The organism is Campylobacter sp. RM12640 (genome assembly GCF_020137595.1).
Lineage (GTDB): Bacteria > Campylobacterota > Campylobacteria > Campylobacterales > Campylobacteraceae > Campylobacter_E.
This window is the reverse complement of the sequence record NZ_JACGAU010000006.1, coordinates 59,668-77,635: the sequence shown is the minus strand read 5'-3', so window position 1 is coordinate 77,635 and position 17,968 is coordinate 59,668. Positions and strand designations below refer to the sequence as shown.

At 28.6% G+C, this 17,968-nt stretch carries 18 protein-coding genes and 1 tRNA gene; 8 read left to right on the top strand and 11 right to left on the bottom strand.

The window, feature by feature from the left end; translation table 11 throughout:
• Positions 1 to 63 precede the first annotated feature (63 nt).
• Genes glmU through AVBRAN12640_RS03470 form a run of 7 tightly spaced genes read left to right on the top strand, consistent with a single transcriptional unit; the run spans position 64 to position 6,344 of the window.
• On the top strand, positions 64 to 1,350 hold the full coding sequence (glmU, locus tag AVBRAN12640_RS03500) for a bifunctional UDP-N-acetylglucosamine diphosphorylase/glucosamine-1-phosphate N-acetyltransferase GlmU (RefSeq protein WP_214117335.1): 1,287 nt from the start codon (positions 64 to 66) through the stop codon (positions 1,348 to 1,350).
• A complete protein-coding gene (gene coaBC, locus AVBRAN12640_RS03495) occupies positions 1,350 to 2,513 on the top strand; it encodes a bifunctional phosphopantothenoylcysteine decarboxylase/phosphopantothenate--cysteine ligase CoaBC (RefSeq protein ID WP_214117336.1) in 1,164 nt (387 codons plus the stop codon). Before glmU ends, coaBC begins: the two co-directional genes overlap by 1 nt.
• Positions 2,506 to 3,081, top strand: a complete 576-nt coding sequence (locus AVBRAN12640_RS03490; protein WP_214117337.1) for a hypothetical protein — start codon at positions 2,506 to 2,508, stop codon at positions 3,079 to 3,081. Before coaBC ends, AVBRAN12640_RS03490 begins: the two co-directional genes overlap by 8 nt.
• Entirely contained in the window at positions 3,078 to 3,749 is a 672-nt protein-coding gene (uppS, locus tag AVBRAN12640_RS03485) for a polyprenyl diphosphate synthase (RefSeq protein ID WP_336608393.1), read from the top strand. The genes AVBRAN12640_RS03490 and uppS overlap by 4 nt, the downstream gene beginning before the upstream one ends.
• Positions 3,739 to 4,509, top strand: a complete 771-nt coding sequence (locus AVBRAN12640_RS03480; RefSeq protein WP_214149818.1) for a prepilin peptidase — start codon at positions 3,739 to 3,741, stop codon at positions 4,507 to 4,509. The genes uppS and AVBRAN12640_RS03480 overlap by 11 nt, the downstream gene beginning before the upstream one ends.
• Positions 4,488 to 5,513, top strand: a complete 1,026-nt coding sequence (locus tag AVBRAN12640_RS03475; RefSeq protein WP_214117340.1) for an LptF/LptG family permease — start codon at positions 4,488 to 4,490, stop codon at positions 5,511 to 5,513. The genes AVBRAN12640_RS03480 and AVBRAN12640_RS03475 overlap by 22 nt, the downstream gene beginning before the upstream one ends.
• Positions 5,514 to 6,344: a 1-aminocyclopropane-1-carboxylate deaminase gene (locus AVBRAN12640_RS03470; RefSeq protein ID WP_214117341.1), complete on the top strand. Its 831-nt coding sequence runs from the start codon at positions 5,514 to 5,516 to the stop codon at positions 6,342 to 6,344.
• On the opposite strand, the gene AVBRAN12640_RS03465 is transcribed toward AVBRAN12640_RS03470, so the two are convergent.
• From AVBRAN12640_RS03465 to mraY, 11 genes are all read right to left on the bottom strand, one after another.
• Positions 6,341 to 7,708, bottom strand: a complete 1,368-nt coding sequence (locus tag AVBRAN12640_RS03465; protein ID WP_214117342.1) for an MFS transporter — start codon at positions 7,706 to 7,708, stop codon at positions 6,341 to 6,343. The two genes, AVBRAN12640_RS03470 and AVBRAN12640_RS03465, sit on opposite strands and share 4 nt — an antisense overlap.
• Before the next feature lie 330 nt (positions 7,709 to 8,038).
• Positions 8,039 to 8,641 (bottom strand): hydrogenase-4 component G, encoded by a 603-nt coding sequence (locus AVBRAN12640_RS03460; RefSeq protein ID WP_214117343.1) that lies wholly within the window; start codon positions 8,639 to 8,641, stop codon positions 8,039 to 8,041.
• Between the two features lie 77 nt (positions 8,642 to 8,718).
• Positions 8,719 to 9,885: an amidohydrolase gene (locus tag AVBRAN12640_RS03455; RefSeq protein ID WP_267523282.1), complete on the bottom strand. Its 1,167-nt coding sequence runs from the start codon at positions 9,883 to 9,885 to the stop codon at positions 8,719 to 8,721.
• The gene (locus AVBRAN12640_RS03450; protein WP_336607094.1) at positions 9,885 to 10,649 is read right to left on the bottom strand and encodes a pseudouridine synthase; all 765 of its coding nucleotides are present in this window, start codon (positions 10,647 to 10,649) and stop codon (positions 9,885 to 9,887) included. Before AVBRAN12640_RS03450 ends, AVBRAN12640_RS03455 begins: the two co-directional genes overlap by 1 nt.
• Entirely contained in the window at positions 10,649 to 11,572 is a 924-nt protein-coding gene (locus AVBRAN12640_RS03445; protein ID WP_214117346.1) for a KpsF/GutQ family sugar-phosphate isomerase, read from the bottom strand. The genes AVBRAN12640_RS03450 and AVBRAN12640_RS03445 overlap by 1 nt, the downstream gene beginning before the upstream one ends.
• A gap of 9 nt (positions 11,573 to 11,581) precedes the next feature.
• A complete protein-coding gene (locus AVBRAN12640_RS03440) occupies positions 11,582 to 13,486 on the bottom strand; it encodes a ribonuclease J (protein ID WP_239802988.1) in 1,905 nt (634 codons plus the stop codon).
• Positions 13,476 to 14,243: a 16S rRNA (adenine(1518)-N(6)/adenine(1519)-N(6))-dimethyltransferase RsmA gene (gene rsmA / locus AVBRAN12640_RS03435; protein ID WP_214117348.1), complete on the bottom strand. Its 768-nt coding sequence runs from the start codon at positions 14,241 to 14,243 to the stop codon at positions 13,476 to 13,478. The genes AVBRAN12640_RS03440 and rsmA overlap by 11 nt, the downstream gene beginning before the upstream one ends.
• A gap of 103 nt (positions 14,244 to 14,346) precedes the next feature.
• A tRNA-Phe gene (locus AVBRAN12640_RS03430) sits at positions 14,347 to 14,422 on the bottom strand.
• Positions 14,423 to 14,468: 46 nt separating this feature from the next.
• Positions 14,469 to 14,855, bottom strand: a complete 387-nt coding sequence (locus tag AVBRAN12640_RS03425) for a hypothetical protein (protein ID WP_336608394.1) — start codon at positions 14,853 to 14,855, stop codon at positions 14,469 to 14,471.
• Complete coding sequence (murD, locus tag AVBRAN12640_RS03420; RefSeq protein WP_239802990.1) at positions 14,848 to 16,035, bottom strand: UDP-N-acetylmuramoyl-L-alanine--D-glutamate ligase; 1,188 nt, start codon at positions 16,033 to 16,035, stop codon at positions 14,848 to 14,850. The genes AVBRAN12640_RS03425 and murD overlap by 8 nt, the downstream gene beginning before the upstream one ends.
• Positions 16,036 to 16,040: 5 nt before the next feature.
• Positions 16,041 to 17,087, bottom strand: coding sequence for a phospho-N-acetylmuramoyl-pentapeptide-transferase (gene mraY / locus AVBRAN12640_RS03415; protein WP_214117351.1), 1,047 nt, complete (start codon positions 17,085 to 17,087; stop codon positions 16,041 to 16,043).
• A gap of 97 nt (positions 17,088 to 17,184) precedes the next feature.
• Here mraY and thiD point away from each other — a divergent pair, with 97 nt between their 5' ends.
• Positions 17,185 to 17,967 (top strand): bifunctional hydroxymethylpyrimidine kinase/phosphomethylpyrimidine kinase, encoded by a 783-nt coding sequence (thiD, locus tag AVBRAN12640_RS03410; protein ID WP_214117352.1) that lies wholly within the window; start codon positions 17,185 to 17,187, stop codon positions 17,965 to 17,967.
• Position 17,968: the final 1 nt, after the last annotated feature.

Sequence of the window (17,968 nt, the reverse complement as noted above, 5' to 3'; positions counted from 1 at the left end):
AAATAGTTTTTAAAAATGTTATCCAAAACTTGCTAACATTTTCTTAAAATCTAAAGGAAAAATATGAAATTAAGCATAGTAATACTAGCAGCTGGTTTTGGCACTAGAATGAATAGTAATTTAGCAAAACCTTTGCATACAATTTGTGGTAAATCTTTAATTAAAATTATTATTGAAAATGCTTTGCAACTTAGTGATGATATAACTTTGATTTTACACCATCAAGCAGACGCTATAAAAGAGCATTTAAAAGATTATTCTAATTTAAAATATATATATCAAGATATGCAAAATCATAAAGGCACAGGCGGGGCTTTAATAAATTATGAGCCAAAATACGAAGAAGCGTTGATTTTAAATGCTGATATGCCTTTAATCACACAAAATAGTCTAAAAATTATAGCTAATACAAATTCTAAAATAGTTTTAAGCACTTTTAATAAATATAGTGCTAATTCTTACGGAAGAGTGATTAAAGAAAATGACAAAATAAGTAAAATTGTAGAGACAAAAGATGCAAACAATGAAGAATTAAAATGCACTTTATGTAATGCTGGAATTTATAAAATCAGTAAAGATATATTAAAAACTTACATTCCTAAGCTAAACAACAACAACGCTCAAAAAGAATATTATCTAACTGATATTATCAAAATGGCTATAGATGATAAAATAAGCGTTAGTGAATGCACCTTTGATGAGATTGAGTTTTTAGGCATTAATAATAAATTAGATTTAGAACAAGCCGAGCAAATTATGCAAAAAAGAATAAAAGATGAATTGCTTATAAATGGCGTTATTATGCATAATAAAGATAGTATTTTCATAGAGCTTGATACACAAATTAGTAATGATTGTGAGATTGAAAGTGGAGTTGTGATTAAGGCAAATTCTATTATAAAAAGCTCAAAAATCTTAGCAAATAGCGTTATAGAAAATAGTGAGATAATTAATTCAAGCATAGGGCCAATGGCTAGAATTCGTCCAAAATGCGTTATTAAAGATAGTAAAATCGGTAATTTCGTAGAATGCAAAAATGCAAAATTAGAAGATGTAAAAGCTGGGCATTTAGCTTATTTAGGAGATTGCGAGATTAGTAGCGGTGTAAATATTGGCTGTGGTGTAATAATTTGTAATTACGATGGCAAAAACAAACACCTAAGCAAAATCGGTAAAAATGTCTTCATAGGCTCAAACTCAAACCTAATAGCACCAATTAACATACCTAGCGATACTTTAATTGCAGCAGGTAGCACGATTAGCAATAAAGACGCTGCTAAATTAAAAGCAAAAGATTTATTTATAGAGCGTAATAAAGGCGTGATTTTTAATAATTTTAAGGATTTTTAATGAAAGTATTATTATGTGTTAGTGGAAGTATTAGCTTTTATAAAAGCTTTGAATTAATTTCTATGTTTAAAGAAGAAGGAATTAAAGTAAAAGCTTTATTAAGTGATGGGGCTTTGAAATTCGTAAATAAATTAGCTTATGAAGCATTATGCGAGAGCGTTTTAACAAGTGAGAATGAAAGCTGGGAAAATGATAAAAATCACATAATGTTTTCAAAAGATTGTGATGCTGTTGTATTTGCTCCTGCTAGTGTTAATTCAATAAATAAACTAGCTAATGGAGTTTGTGATAATGTATTTTTAAGCACCTTAATTGCTTCAAACAAACCACTAATAATAGCACCTGCAGCAAATACTAATATGTATTTAGCAAGTCAAACACAAAAAAGCTTAGAATATTTAAAGAGTTTAGGTGTAAAAATAGTAAAGCCAATTAGCAAAACCTTAGCTTGTAAAGAATTTGGCATAGGAGCTTTAGCTAATACAAAAGATATTTTTCTAGCAACTTTAAGAGAAATTTATAAAGATAAATTCTATATGGGAAAAAATATTTTAATAACAGGTGGCGGCACTCGTGAGAGCATTGATTTGGTAAGAAATATAGGAAATTATTCAAGTGGAACTATGTCAGATGCACTAGCTAAACAAGCTTATTTAAGGGGTGCAAATGTGGTGTATTTAAAAGCTAGATGTGATGAGATTAAAAATGAAAATTTCACACAATTAAGCTACGATACAAGTGCTGAATTAAAAGCCTTAATGCAAGATTATAAAGAATTTGATTATTTATTTATGTGTGCTGCAGTTAGTGATTTTATCCCTATCAAACAAGAAAGAAAAATAAAAAGAGATGAATTTGATGAAGAATTTAATATCAAAATAAGACCTAATGATGATTTATTAGCTACTTTTAATTTTTCTGGTAAAAAAATCGGCTTTAAGCTAGAGTGTGATGAAAAGACTGCCTATGATAATGCAAAAAAAGCTTTAGTAAATAAAGGTTTAAGCTTATTATGTCTTAATATTTTAGGAGAACATACTCAATTTGGCTCAAGTAAAAACGAAATATTTTTCTGTGATTATTCAGGCATTAGTGAAGGGTATTTTGATACTAAAGAAAACTTAGCAAAAATTATTTTTGATAGAGTAAAAGCTGATGTTTAATGATGTTTTACCAATTAAATTTAAAGTAATTGATAAATTAATGTTTAATCGCTACAAATTATTAATTGGTAAAAAAGAATTAACCACAAAATCAAACATTAATTTAGAGCCAAACACTTATTATTTAGCTGAAATTTATGATAGTTTAGTCTTTAAAAATCTTCAAGCTGATAAGGTTTTTGCCTATATTGATTATGATTGTTTTGAGTTATTAAAAATCGCTTTTAGAGATGATTTTAAATACACGCTAATTAATTCATTAATCCAAACAAATCAAAAATCAGATTATGAATGCTATAAAACAATGCTTTTTGCTTTGAATGAAGATATTTTATATTTACCTTGTTTGCTTGAAGGAAAACCTATATTAATTGAATATAGAAAGAAAAAAAATGAATTAGCAATTTATTATGATGTTTTTGCTAAATTAAGCCTTTTTTTAAATGATAATAAAATATTAACTAGCTTTTCTAAGGTTCAAAAAATCTGCTTTGAATATTCGCAAAATGTAGAATTGACTACTTATAAAGATGATTTTTTTAGCCTTAGTTATAAAGGAAATTTATGAACGAGTTAAATCATTTAGCAATCATTATGGATGGTAATGGTAGATGGGCTAAAAATCAAGGTTTATTAAGAAGTTTCGGGCATAAAGCAGGTGCAAAAACTATTGAAAGATTGGTAAAAGCTTGTATTGAAGAAGGCGTTTTAGAGCTTAGTTTGTTTGCATTTTCTACCGAAAATTGGAAAAGACCTAAAGAAGAAATTGAGTTTATTTTCAAACTACTTAAAGAATACTTATCTAGTGAATTAAACAATTTTATAAAAAACGAAATTAGATTTAAAAGCTTTGGAGATATTAGTGTTCTTGATTTGGATACTAAGAATTTAATTAATGAGTTTGAAGAAAAAACTAAAAATTACTCAAGAATTATTTTTAATCTAGGCATAAATTACGGCGGAAAAAATGAGATTTTAAGAGCTTTTAAAAAATTAAAAGCAAGTGATGAAGAAATAGATGAAAATAATTTTAATAAATATTTAGATATTAAAAACAATGTTGATTTATTGATTAGAACGGGCGGACATTTTAGGATTTCAAATTTCTTACTTTGGCAATGTGCTTATGCAGAGTTTGTTTTTACCCCTACTTTGTTTCCAGATTTTAAAGAAGATGAATTAAAAGAAATTATTAAAAATTATAGAATTTGTAAAAGGAATTTCGGTGGAGTTTAGTATTTTAGTTTTTATATTTGGGCTTGTTTTTGGCTCGTTTTTAAATGTATTGATTTTAAGACTACCTGAGAGAAAAAGTGTTTTTTATCCGCCAAGTTCTTGTGGAAGCTGTAATAACAAATTGAAATTCTATCACAATATCCCTATTATTTCTTGGCTAGTTTTAGGTGGTAAATGTGGGTTTTGTAAAAGTAAAATAAGCATTCAGTATCCATTAATTGAGCTAATTGTTGGCTTTATATTTTTATATTGCATAGATATTAGTAGTTTAGAAAATCTTGCTTATTCTATTTGCTTAGCATTATCATTTAGCTTATTATTTGCACTTTGCATTATTGATGTTCGCTACCTTGCTGTGCCTAGCTTTACTTTAATGCTAACTTTGATTTTTGCTCTAATTTATACTCATTCAATAAGTAGTTTTAAAGATGCTTTAATCTTTGCAGGTGGTGCGTATTTGCTAAAATCTTTAATAGAGAGCATAATGAATGCAAAAGCAAAAAGCGATGATGAATGTATTCAAGTAATGGGCGAAGCTGATATTGAAATAATGGCATTAATTGGAGCGTTATTAGGAATTAAACTTGGTTTTGTGGCTATATTTTTAGGAGCTGTTGTGAGTTTGCCTGTTTTTATGTATCTTAGAATAAAAGGCAAGGAAAATATACAAGTTCCTTTTATACCATTTTTAAGCATAGGACTTGCTTTAGTATGGTTTTTCCCTAGCGTTGGGCAATTTTGTTTAGATTATGTGCAATGATTAAAAAATATTTATTTAGACAATTCATAGGCTCTTTTTTATCAATATTTTTAACGCTATTTTTAGTAAGCTCTATCATTGTCTTATTTCAAATAGCAAAAATTACTTCTTATATAGAATTAAGCTTATATGAATTATTTAAATTATATTCTCTTATGAGTGTAAAACTCATCATTTTTACTACTCCTATTAGCTTTTTTATTACCTGTTTTATGTGTATTCTAAGATTATCTAAAGAAAACGAAATAATTATGCTTTTTTCTCTAGGATTAAACCCTAGAAAAATAGCTAATTTTATTAGCTTTTTAGCCTTTATAGTAAGTTTGGTTTTATTAGTAATTAGCATAGTTTTAATGCCACTTAGCTTTTCTTTATATGATAATTTTATTGATTATAAAAAAGCCTTTTCTAAAATTAATCTTAAAAATGCTAATTTTGGTCAAAAATTAGGAGATTATATATATTTTGCAGATGAATTAGAGAATGGAATTTATAAAAATATTGTTTTATATTTGCCAAAAACAAATTCTAAAAACGAACAAATATTATTAGCCAATCAAGGAACAATCCTAAACGAAGATAATAAAATCACATTTAATTTAGACAATGTAATGCTATATAATTTCAAGCAAAATACAGAAATTGCAAAGATTAAAAACCTTAGCTTTAGCACCTTAATTAATTCAAAAATTACCAATATTCAATCATTTAAAGACTATTGGAAAGATTATAAAACCCCTTCAAAATCAAAAGAATTAGTAATTTATGTCCTACTTAGCCTACTTCCTATTGCAAGTGTTCATTACGCACTAGCATTTAGTATTATTAGCTCAAGGTATGAAAAAAGCCACGAGTATTTAGCTATGCTTGTGTTTTTGATAATTTATCTAGTTCCTATGATGATGTTTTTAAATTATCATTTTTATACTATTACTTTTGTATTTTTCACTTCGCTAATAATTTCTAAGATTTGCTTTAGGAAAAAGATTTTATCAAGGTATTAAATGTTTTCAACTCTTAAGATTTTTAATAAAAATATGATTATTTTAAGAGATGATTTATTAGGCGAAATTAACGGCAATAAAGCAAGAAAATTAGATATATTTAAAGACTTAAAACTCCCTTATAAACACATAATCTGCTATGGTTCAAGTCAATCAAATGCTATGCAAGCACTAGCACTCTGGACTAAAAATAATAATTATAATTTTTCTTTTGTCTGTGCTAGAAGATGCGAAATTAGTGGGAATTTAAAAAGTGCATTAGAAAATAATGCTGTGATTTATTATGCGAATAATCCTAAAGAATTTGCAAAAACTTTGCATAAAAATGATAATAATAGCTTTTTAATTAGCGAAGGTGTTTGTGAAGATTATGCTAGATTTGGCTTTTATAAAATGGCAAAAGAAATAGCAAAAATTGTAAATGAATTAGATTGTGATGTGGTATTAGCAAGTGGGACTTATACAAGTGCGATTTATCTTGAAAAATATCTAAGCACACTCTCAAATGCTAGAGTTTTTACAGCATCTTGCGTAAATGCTAATGAATATTTTGTAAAACAAATAAACAAACTTAATCCAAATTCCAAGCTAAAACTATTAAAAACTGCTAGAAAATATCATTTTGCAAATCTTTATGAAGAGCTATTTATTTTAACAAAAAATATTAGCGATATTGAGTTTGATTTGCTTTATGATAGCGTTTGCTTAAAGGCAATTTATGAAAACCTTGATGAACTAAAAGAAAATATCTTATATATTCATCAAGGCGGATTAATTGGTTCTAAGAATTTAGAACTTCGTTATAATAAAAAATATAATCTCATAAATTAAAATTTCTTATTCTTAGCACCAAAGTGGCAAAGTAAAGAAAACACAATACACATAATACAAGCAAATAAAAGCATATATAAACCTGCATTCCAACCAAAAGCATCAACCATAGCACCTAAAAGCATAGTTCCTAAAGAAGCTCCTACGACATAGCTCATAAATCCACGAAGACCAACGCAAGAACCTACAGCAAAAGCAGGAACAACTTCCATAGTTTGAACACTTGCTAAAAATTGTGGCACATATACTAAACACCCAGCTGCTGCTGCAAAAAATATAGTGTAGTAAATATTATCGCTCGTAAAATATCCAATAATCATAAAAAATATTATACAAACAGCAAGAATTGCAGGTGGCATTCTATATCCTTTAAATAATCTATCAGATATAATTCCTGCTAACATTGTTGATGGAATTGCAGCCCATTCAAAGAATAAAAACGCTGTATGCATTTGCTCTTTACTAAAGCCTTTTACAGATAAAAGATAAATAGGAAGCCAATTTATCAACCCAAATCTAATCATATAAACAAAAGTATCCATCCAAGCAACATACCAAGCATTAGGGTTTTTTAGAACATATTTAACAAATATTTCTTTACTACTTAAATCAGTAGTTGAAGCTGAGTTTTTAATATCTTCTTCATAACCTCTTAATTTATTAATCTCGTTTAATTCTTTTAACCCTTCATTTTTAGGATTACCCTTAACAGCGTATAAAACATAAACACTAATTAACAAGGCTAAAATTGCTGGGACATAAAAGTGATTTACTTTCCAATAAGTAGCATTAAAATCAGCTGCAGCAATCCCTAATACAGGAGATAATATTAAAACAGATTTAGAAATAATTGGAGCTACCAAACCCCCTCCAATATTATGGCTTATATTCCAAATAGCAGTATAAATTCCTCTTTCTTTTTTAGGATACCAATTAGCTAGAGTAATAAAACTAGGTCCAACGCCCATTCCTTGAAAAACTCCAAGTGCAATAACAGCACCTACATAAGCATATAAAGCATTACAAAAGCCTAATAATACATTAATTAACGCACATAAAATAAGACCTAAAGCCATATATCTTTTTGGGTCAGCCTTATCACTTAAAGCACTCATAACGCCTTTGCTAATACCATAAGCAATTAGCATAGAACCAGTAATTAAACCTATATCAGAATTATTTACTGCTAAATCAGTCTTAATTAATGGAGTAGATAGGGTAATATTATTTCTTACTAAATAATATCCCATATAACCAACAAACACGCCACTTAATGAAAGCTTTCTATACTTATAATAAGTGCTTAGCAACTCATCATCTTTAATCACCCTATCCTTTTTGACAGGTCTTAAAAAAGAAATCATCTTTAATCCTTTAAATAAAATAATAGTAATTTTATTTAAAGTTGTTTTAAAATAGTATTAATTATTGAGCTATATAAAGAATAATTTTTGTTTTATAGTATTAATAAATATTTATTATTAAAAGTTTAAGAATTTAATTATTCATAATTAATTATAAGTGCAAAATATAATGATTTTACTTTATTATAAAAGCTAAAATTAATTGATTGAATTATCTAATTAGTATGAAAATTTTTTATTTTAAATTGTCTTAATATAAGAATATTTATTTTTAAGATTTTAAAATTAATTATATTTATAAGTATTAAATGCCTAAAAATAGGCATTTAATTAAGCTTTTATATCTACTACATTGCCGCCTAATTCAGCTATTTTATCATCTATAGCTTTTACAGCGCGTTCAATTGTAGCATTTGCAATATCAGCATATCCTTTACTAAAACCACCTAAAGTCTTATCGGCGTCTTTAAAACCACGCATAATTCCTTCACGACCTGCTTTTAGCTTTTCAATATCATCTCCAGCACCAGCTAGAACAAAACCAGCTATTCTATCGCCAGTTTGCTTACTACCCCAATAGCCATCTTCGCTAATTAATTCTTTAGCTTTTGCAGGAGTTAAGTTTTGTAAATTCTCAAAACCATCACCTAATTTACCTAAAGTTCCAAGAAAAGTATTAAGTTGCATTTCATTTTTTGAAAAACTAAATATGCTTCCTTGAGTATTAAATTGAGAAAAGCTAATTTGCATACTTTGTGCTATATAAGCATTTGTAATATCCTTACCACTAATACTACTTAAATCCCTATCTCCTAAGTCAATGCCTATATTTTTTAAATTATCTTTTATAGCATTTCTTGCATCATCTTGAGTTTTTACACTTTTTGGTAAGCCACTCGTAAAACCTGAATTACTAACAGAACCTACATTCATAATCTTCTCCTTTTAAATATAGTCTTTTTTATATCGGCTAAATAATAAATTTATTTAATTTTTTAATAAAAATAAATTTATTTTAAATAATTTAATACTAAATTTGCAAAATACTTACTAGCTAGCAGCAATACTTCATCGTTGAAATTATATTCTGGATGATGAAGATTTGCACTATCTCCGTTATTTATAAAAGCATATGTTCCTTTAACCTCATCTAAAAATGCAGAAAAGTCTTCACTACCCATTAAATGCGGGTGTTCAAACTCACATTCATCTTCACCAAAACTCTCAATCGCAGCAAGTCTTGCTAACTCGTGTGCTTCATCGTTATTAATAGTAGCTTTTATATTTTCAGCTCTTTTTACTATGGCTTTTATATTAAAAGCATTTGCTAAGTTTGTTGCTAATTCTTTAATTCTTGTATCAATAAATTCAAGCTCTTGATTGCTAAGACCTCTTACATTTATCATAACACTAGCTTCATTTGGGATTATATTAAATGCTTTTGTAGTCCCTGCTAGAAAGCCTGTAACATTTACAACGCTATCTTTTAATTCTAAAGATTTAAAAGTATATAAAGCATTTACAAAATTATTTGCAACGCTTATTGGGTCTTTGCATAAATGTGGAGCCGATGCGTGTCCGCCTAAGCCTATAAAATCTACTTTATAAGCACTTACACCTGCCATCATTACGCCTTTTTTCATAAAGAATTTCTTATTTTCATAGCCTTTCATCTGTGAAATTGGCATATTATGAATTCCATAAATATAATCAACCTTAAAGCGTTCTAAAACTCCATCTTTTATCATTCTCATAGCACCGCTTAGCATTTCATTATCACAACATTCTTCAGCAGGTTGAAAAAATAAATTAAGAGTTCCATTAAAATTAGCACTTGCTAAATACTTAGCAGCCATTAATAATCCTGCCGTATGCCCATCGTGTCCGCAAGCGTGCATACAGCCATTCTTACTAGCATAATCAAGTCCTGTGCATTCTTCTATACTAAGTGCATCCATATCAGCTCTAAGACCTATGCTTTTAGTAGAATTTCCTTTCTTTAATACTCCTACAACACCTGTTTTTCCTATGCCTTCATAAACTTCATAACCAAATTCTTTTAGTTTATTTGCAACTAATTTTGCGGTATTAAACTCATTAAATCCTAGCTCTGGATTTGCGTGTATGTTATGTCTTAACTCTATAAATTCTTTATGTAAATTATTTAATTCTTTCATTAATAATACACCTTATTTTCTTTTAAAAAGCTTCTTAAATCTTCGTATTCGCTATTGGTTAAAAATCTATATTTTTTAGGCTTTAACACACCCAAATCAACCCTACCAAAAGCAACCCTTTTAAGCTCCACTACTTCTAAATCAAATTCAGCAAAAAAGCGTCTTAATTCTCTATTTTTGCCTTCATCAATAATAACTCTTAGTTTTGTATATCCACCACTACTTCCAAAAATCTCATATTCTAAAAAAGGCTTTAGACTAAGATTTGTGATTTTGCTTTTTGGGTGTGCTCCTTTTAAGCTATTTACAATCTCAAGTCCATTTTCCATAGCATTGATTACTTCTTTTGTGATAGTTCCTTTAATTTTTAAGTAATATTCACGCTCTAAGTTACTTTGCATTAAAAAATCAGCTATTACAGGACTATCTACTAATAAAAGTATGCCCGTTGATGAAAAATCTAATCTTCCAACAGGATTAAAATGTCTAAAATCTCTTGGCAAATTATCATATATTAAGGCTCTTCCACGCTCATCTTTGTGGCTTACTAATTCGCCTTTATCTTTATGATATACGATGACGCTAAATTCACTTTTTTTATAAATTCTTTTACCTTTTACAAAAACTTTATCATCAATTCCAACTTCACTCCAGTCTTCTAAGCAAACTTTGTTATTAATCTTTACTAAGCCTTCTTTTATTAATTTGTCAGCTTCTTTTCTTGAATACTTGCTATTGTGTGCTATAAATTTATTAAGTCTCATCACTCATCCAATAATTGTAATAATCCTATTATTTTTTCATTCTCAAGAACTACTAAAATTGATATTTTGTTTTCTTTCATATAAGAAAACGCCTTATGTGCTAAAACTGATTTTTCTATGGTTTTAGGATTTTTACTAGCATATTCTAAGGCTAATTGCTCTAAAGAAAAATCATCCTTAGCCATAGCTCTTCTTAAATCCCCATCACTTAAAAATCCAACTAATTTTTCATTATCAACTAATAAAGCACAACCAAAACTTGCCTTGCTCATACAAATAATAGCGTCTTTTAAACTAGCATTTTTGCTTATTATCGGTAGATTGTTTTTATGCATTAAATCACTAACTTTTACATAATACTTTTTACCTAATGCTCCACCTGGATGATTTATACCAAAATCACTAACGCTAAAATCTTTTAAATTAATAACACAAGCTAAAAGCGCATCAGCTAAAGCTAGAGTTAGAGTAGTTGAGCTAGTAGGTGCTGGTAGATTTGTGATTGCTTCATTGCAATTTGTAGCAATATTGAAACTACAAGCATTTGCTAATGGAGAATTGCTTTGAGAAATGCTAATTAAAGTAGCGTTTCTATCATTTAAAAATGGTAATATTTTTAACACTTCTTCGCTTTTACCACTAAAAGAAATTAAAATTACCACATCATCTTTACAAATATTTCCCAAATCTCCGTGCATTAACTCACTAGCATGAATAAAAAATGACCTTACCCCACAACTAGCAAACGAAGCTGCAATTTTGCGTCCAACGATACCACTTTTACCAACTCCAACAATGATTAAATTCCCTTTGCATTCACTAATTATCTTAGCAACTTCACAAAAACTCTCATCTAAAGAATTTGACGCTTCTTCTAAAGCGAAGGCTTCTCGCTTTAGAATGTTTTTTGCAATTTCTAGCATATTTTATCCTTAATGAATATTTAATAATAAATACGGATATTTTTTATATTTTTTGAAAAAATACTTCTTAAGTGCATTTCTAAGTGCAGGTTCAAATGCCTTTTTATCCTTTAATAAAGTATCTTTTGCATCAGCTATAAATAATTTAATATAATTGCTAACATCAGTTGCAAAATCTTGAGCTAGTTTATTTGATACTAAACCAAAATTGATTATATGTGCGTGATTTAGTGTCCTTGCACCCATATTAATATGAAGATTAAGCTGCACTATTCCATGCTCTGCAAGATTTTTTCTAGTATTTAATAAATCATCATGCACTTCTCTATCTACTTGATTATCTATATAAGTTTTACCTGTTTTAACGGTTTTTAATCTTCTTAATTTATTCCAGCTAATCTCCATTTGATCGCCGTTATTTAATAAATATATATTTTTTTCATTCACACCACAAGCAATTGCACTAGCTTTGTGCTTACTGATATGAGAATACTCTCCATGCACAGGCAAGAAATATTTAGGTTTTACAAGTCTTAAGATTAGCTTTTGCTCTTCACTTGCTGCATGACCGCTTACATGAATTTCACTAAATTCTTGATAAGCAACACTTGCTCCATGACGCATTAATAAATCAATTACACCTGATACACTTGCTTCATTACCAGGAATTGCTTTAGCACTTATAATTACTTGATCATTAGGCTTAATTTTTACATGTTTGTGTTCGCTTGTAGCCATTCTATATAATGCACTCATACTCTCACCTTGTGAGCCTGTAGTTACTATTAATATCTCTTCATCAGGATATTTATCAAGCTCATCAGCACTTATAAAAATCTTTTTATCAAATTTTAAATATCCAAGCTCAATTGCTGTAAATAGATTTCTTTCCATAGAACGACCTATAATACAAACTTTTCTATTATATACAAGTGCGTGTGTGATTGCTTGATGGATTCTGTGAATGTTTGAGCTAAATGTACTCATAATCACACGACCTTTGCATCTTGAATAAATCAAATCAAAAGTCCCACCAACGGTGCTTTCGCTCTTAGTTACACCTTCGCGGTAACTATTAGTACTATCGCTAAATAAACATAAAACACCTTTTTCGCCATAATAAGCTAAACGATGTAAATCACTAGCATAACCATCTATTGGAGTATGGTCAATCTTAAAATCTCCCGTATGAATAATAGTTCCAGCAGGAGTATTTATAGCTAATGCACAGCTATCTATAATACTATGAGTTATATGCATAAACTCAACTTTAAAAGAGCCAATTTCATAAATTTGTCTTTTTGTAATTGGTCTAAATAATTTGCATTTATCTTTAAGCCCGTGTTCGCTAAATTTATTTGAAATCATTCCAAGTGGAAGCGGCGTAGCATAAATCGGAAAATCAAATTCTTTATAAAAATAAGGCATTGCTCCAATATGATCTTCGTGAGCGTGAGTGATAAGAACAGCTTTTACTTTATCTTTTATCTTTCTAATATAAGAAAAATCAGGAACTACAATATCAACACCTAAAGTATCAGCATCAGGAAAGCTCATTCCAACATCAATGATAATAGCTTCATCTTCATACTCAATTACGCTCATATTTCCACCAATAGCACCAAGTCCGCCTAATGGAGTAAATTTAACACTTGCATTACCTTTGTAATTTATCCAAGGATATAGCCTTTTTTCTTGAGCTTTTTCGTTTTCTTTCATCGATTCAGCTAAGGCTTTTTGCCAATCTAAATCACCTTTTAAAGAAGCTGGTAAGATTTTTTTCTTACGCTTTTTTTTCTTTTTAGCTTTTTTATCGTCAATTTCTTCTTCTAATTCTTCTAAAAGTTCATCTTCGTTTTCAGCGTTTTCATAACTTCTTGCTACTTTTGTTTTTTCTAAATCTTCAATATTCATTTTCATCCTTTAGTAATTTAAAAAGTTCTAAGAATGATTTAACAGATATTTCATGAGCTCTTTTGTTTTCATCAATTTCTAGCTTATCTAATGCTTGTTTTACCTTTGTTTTATTTGAAAATGAACTAAGCATTTTTTTTCTTGGTTGATTAAAGGCTATCTTGATAAAAGAATTAAAAGCTTTTAAATCTTTTTTATCCAACAAACTAGGCTTTTTAATAAGCTTAATTACACTAGAATTTACTTTTGGCATAGGAGTGAATGCACTAGGTGGCACTTCACAAACATTAACTTTATCACAAAGTAAATCCGTAATAACACTTAAAGCACAATAATCAATCCCAAAAAATCTATCTGCTAATTCTTTTTGAATCATCACAAGCATACCTATGCAGTTATCATCAAATAAAGCATTTATAATAATTTGAGAACTAATATAATACGGCAAATTAGCACATATAAAATAAGGCTCATCGCTAATTTTTACATTCATAACATCAGCATTTATTAGCGTAAAATCTCCACTTAAAATCTCTTTATTAAAACGCTCGTTTAAAATAGGAATTAAACTATCATCTATTTCAAAACTTGTTAATTTAAAACCGCTTTTAAGTATTGGAGCAGTTAAATCACCTAAGCCAGGCCCAATTTCAATTAATTTTGCTTTTAAATCTTTGGGTATCGCTTGGATGATCTGCTGTTTTACTAACTCATCTTTTAAAAAATTTTGTCCGAATTTCTTTTTTGCCTTAATCATTTGGGGAGTATATGAAAAAATATTTAATGTATAGAAAAATTATTTTGAAATTCCTATTTCAAATTCTCAAACAAAAAAATAATAAAAAGTGGGAAATTTAAAATGGTGGTTAGAGGCAGAATCGAACTGCCGACACGCAGATTTTCAGTCTGCTGCTCTACCGACTGAGCTATCCAACCACCGAAGTAAAAGCCGTTATTATATATGATAATTCTTAAATTATGCTTAAATTTTTTCTAATGCGAAAATTTGTTGTTTTAAAAACGAATAATTAAGTATTGAAAGTATAAAAACTACAATACTAGCAATACTTAAAAATGAAATTCCTGTTTCAAATTCTTGAAAAAATAAAATTATCAAACATAAAATCATTACTAAAAAACTAAGACTTATCGCTTTTATTTGTCTTTTTTTAGCCTTATCAAAATTATTTTCATTTTGATTTTTAAATAAAATCACTCTATCAATAGCAACTACAAAATAAGTATTTTCGCAATTTTTTAATTCATCTTGGATTATAAATTCTTTATTTTTATAAAGTAATTTATTATTTTTCACACTATACTCACTTGTAATTAAAGCACTTTTTGCAAGTCTTAAAAAGCTAAACATCTAAATCTTTCATATATTTTATAAACAAATCCCCACGCTCAGCATAAGAACTAAACTCATCTAAACTAGCACACGCAGGACTTAATAATGCTATTTCTTTAGTTGTTAAATCTTTATAAATCATACTTACAGCTTCTTTTAGATTGGTTCTAATTGGGTTTAATCCGTGCTTTTTAGCAATATCGCTAAAATCGCTCTTGCCTATTAAATAAAGCTTTATATTTTTATCTAATTTTGAGAAAAACTCATTTAAATCTTGACCTTTAGCATCTCCACCAGCAATTAAATGTAAAGGCTCTTTAAAACTATTAATAGCAGCAAGTGCAGCTGAAATATTAGTAGCCTTGCTATCATCAATCCAAATTCTATCTTTGCTATCTTTAAAAATCTCAACTCTATGACGACCAATTTTAAACTTAGATATTTTTTCATATTCAATTTTGCCACTAATAATCTTACAAGCAGCCAACGCTAAACACGCATCTAATAAAAACGGCTCATTGTAATTTAATCTAGCTAAATCAATATCAAAAAGTTTAGCTAAATCACTAGAATTCTCATAAAAATATTTAATACAATTTGCACTCTTTAAATACTCTTCATATTTTTTAGGCACAATAATACTTGCTGTTTTATTCATTCTAAAAATTAAATCAAGTTTTGCTTTTTCATAATTATTAAAGCTTCCATGCCAAGAAATATGATCATCACAAATAGGTAATAATACATAAAGCTCAGGTCTTGCAACCTTAGTATAATGAAGGGCAAAAGAGCTCATCTCAAGGACAACTAAAGGTGCTTTAAGATTCATTAATGCAATTGGTTTTCCTATATTTGCTCCTGCTTCAATATTAAGCAAATAAGAAATCATTTCCGTTGTAGTAGTCTTACCATTAGTCCCACTAACCCAAATACTAAGCCCTAAAGCTTCGTTATAAAAATCAATCTCACTTGTTAAATTCTTAGCACTTTTACATAAAATATGATTAGGCGCAATTCCAGGACTAACTACTTCTATGCTACTTTTATCAGGATTAAAATAGCTTGTAGGTAAAAGCTTATTACCAAATTCATCTTCACTACAAACGCTAAATTTATCATCATATATATACCATTCACCCTTTTTATAAGTGCTTGTAATCGCCTTAGCAACATTTCCATATCCAAACATTGATAACATAAAACTCACCTTAATTTAATAGTAATTAACGCTAAAACATTGCAAATAAATGCAATTAGCCAAAACCTAACTATGATTTTATTTTCACTCCAACCAATTTGCTCAAAATGATGATGAATTGGAGCCATTTTGAAAATCCTTTTATGAAATATTTTAAAACTTCCAACTTGTAAAATAACGCTAATAGTCTCAAGAACAAAAACAAAACCTATTAAAATTAATAAAATCTCATTTTTTGAAATTATCGCTAAATATCCAACAATAGCTCCTAATGTAAGAGAACCGCTATCTCCCATAAATACTTGTGCTGGATGGCAGTTATACCATAAAAATCCTAGTAAAGCACCAATTAATGCAAGTGCAATCACAACGCATTCTTCACTCCCGCTTACTCTAGGTAACAATAAATAATTAGCATAAACAGCATTTGAGCTAAGATATAAAAACACTGATAATGTAAATAGTGAAAACACACTAGGCACACAAGCAAGTCCATCAAGTCCATCAGTTAGATTAATAGCATTTGAGCTAGAAATTAACACCAATACCCAAAATAATAAAGCAAAATACTTCATATCAATTATAGGATATTTATAAAATGGGACAAAAAGTTCTGTGCTAAAATTCCCATATATCATAATAGGTAATATTGTTATTAAAGATGCAATTAACATTAAAATCATTTTAGAGCGTGGTTTTAACCCAGCTTTATTTGCCTTTTTTAATACCTTGCCTAAATCATCAATTATTCCAATAGCACCAAAACAAACAATACACAAAATCGCACTAAAACTATAAACATTAAATGTAGTAAAAACAAGACTAGATAATAAAGCAGCACAAATAAAAACAACCCCACCCATTGTAGGAGTATTAGATTTTTTTTGATGATTTAGTGGTGCATCACTTAAAATTGGCTGATTAGCCCCTACACTCTTTGCCCAAGAAATAAAAAGTGGCATAATAATTAATGTAATAATAAACGATAATAAAAACGCTAAAAAAGCCCTAACGCTAATGTAAGAAAATAAGTTTATATCAAGGTTAAACATTTTTGTTCCTAATAAATTTATAAAAAAGGCAAATATTATAATAAAATTATAAATTTTTAGAGTATTATTTCTCTTTTAACCAATATAAGGAGTTTATATGTTAAATCCAGTTCTAACAATTGCAGGAAGTGATTGCAGTGGTGGTAGCGGACTTGAAGCTGATTTAAAAACCTTTACTATGCATAAAACTTTTGGAATGGCAGTAGTTTTAGGAGTATATGCTGTAAATACTCAAGGAGTTTATGGTGCTTGTGTTATGAATGAAGATATTGTATCGGCTCAATTTGATGCAGTATTTAAAGATATTCCACCAAAAGCACTAAAAACAGGATTAATGGGGGATGCTAATTTAATAAGATTAACTATTGAAAAATTTAAAGAATATAAACCTAAAAATATAGTAATTGACCCTGTTATGTTTGCTAAAAGTGGTTTTAGATTAATAGGAGATGAAGATTTTAAGCTTTATGTAAATGAGTTTATCAAATTCGCTGATATTTTAACGCCTAACAAATTAGAAGCCGAACTTTTATGTGGATTTGAGATTAATTCTAAAGAAAAACTAAAAGATGCTGCTAAAAAATTAATAGACTTAGGTGCTAAAAGCGTGATTGCTAAAGGTGGAAAATATTTTGATTTAGCGATAGATTATTTTTATGATGGAAAAGACTTTTACGAGCTTTACGGCAAACCTTTAAATACCACAAACGATCACGGAGCAGGATGTACTTTAAGTGCTTCTATAGCTGCTAATTTAGCTAATGGACTTTCTAAACTACAAGCTGTAAAAGATGCTAAATTATATACACAAAATGCAATGGAATTTGCTCCAAACTTAGGAAGTGGCAGAGGCCCATTAAATCATATGTTTAATTTATAAA

Excerpts from the sequence above, each read along its gene's own strand:
- glmU (WP_214117335.1), top strand. The coding sequence starts at position 64 with ATGAAATTAAGCATAGTAATACTAGCAGCTGGTTTTGGCACTAGAATG.
- AVBRAN12640_RS03465 (WP_214117342.1), bottom strand. The coding sequence starts at position 7,708 with ATGATTTCTTTTTTAAGACCTGTCAAAAAGGATAGGGTGATTAAAGAT.
- rsmA (WP_214117348.1), bottom strand. The coding sequence starts at position 14,243 with ATGATTAAGGCAAAAAAGAAATTCGGACAAAATTTTTTAAAAGATGAG.
- AVBRAN12640_RS03450 (WP_336607094.1), bottom strand. The coding sequence starts at position 10,649 with ATGAGACTTAATAAATTTATAGCACACAATAGCAAGTATTCAAGAAAA.
- AVBRAN12640_RS03460 (WP_214117343.1), bottom strand. The coding sequence starts at position 8,641 with ATGAATGTAGGTTCTGTTAGTAATTCAGGTTTTACGAGTGGCTTACCA.
- mraY (WP_214117351.1), bottom strand. The coding sequence starts at position 17,087 with ATGTTTAACCTTGATATAAACTTATTTTCTTACATTAGCGTTAGGGCT.
- thiD (WP_214117352.1), top strand. The coding sequence starts at position 17,185 with ATGTTAAATCCAGTTCTAACAATTGCAGGAAGTGATTGCAGTGGTGGT.
- uppS (WP_336608393.1), top strand. The coding sequence starts at position 3,078 with ATGAACGAGTTAAATCATTTAGCAATCATTATGGATGGTAATGGTAGA.
- AVBRAN12640_RS03470 (WP_214117341.1), top strand. The coding sequence starts at position 5,514 with ATGTTTTCAACTCTTAAGATTTTTAATAAAAATATGATTATTTTAAGA.
- AVBRAN12640_RS03455 (WP_267523282.1), bottom strand. The coding sequence starts at position 9,885 with ATGAAAGAATTAAATAATTTACATAAAGAATTTATAGAGTTAAGACAT.
- coaBC (WP_214117336.1), top strand. The coding sequence starts at position 1,350 with ATGAAAGTATTATTATGTGTTAGTGGAAGTATTAGCTTTTATAAAAGC.
- murD (WP_239802990.1), bottom strand. The coding sequence starts at position 16,035 with ATGTTATCAATGTTTGGATATGGAAATGTTGCTAAGGCGATTACAAGC.
- AVBRAN12640_RS03440 (WP_239802988.1), bottom strand. The coding sequence starts at position 13,486 with ATGAATATTGAAGATTTAGAAAAAACAAAAGTAGCAAGAAGTTATGAA.
- AVBRAN12640_RS03490 (WP_214117337.1), top strand. The coding sequence starts at position 2,506 with ATGTTTAATGATGTTTTACCAATTAAATTTAAAGTAATTGATAAATTA.
- AVBRAN12640_RS03425 (WP_336608394.1), bottom strand. The coding sequence starts at position 14,855 with ATGTTTAGCTTTTTAAGACTTGCAAAAAGTGCTTTAATTACAAGTGAG.
- AVBRAN12640_RS03445 (WP_214117346.1), bottom strand. The coding sequence starts at position 11,572 with ATGCTAGAAATTGCAAAAAACATTCTAAAGCGAGAAGCCTTCGCTTTA.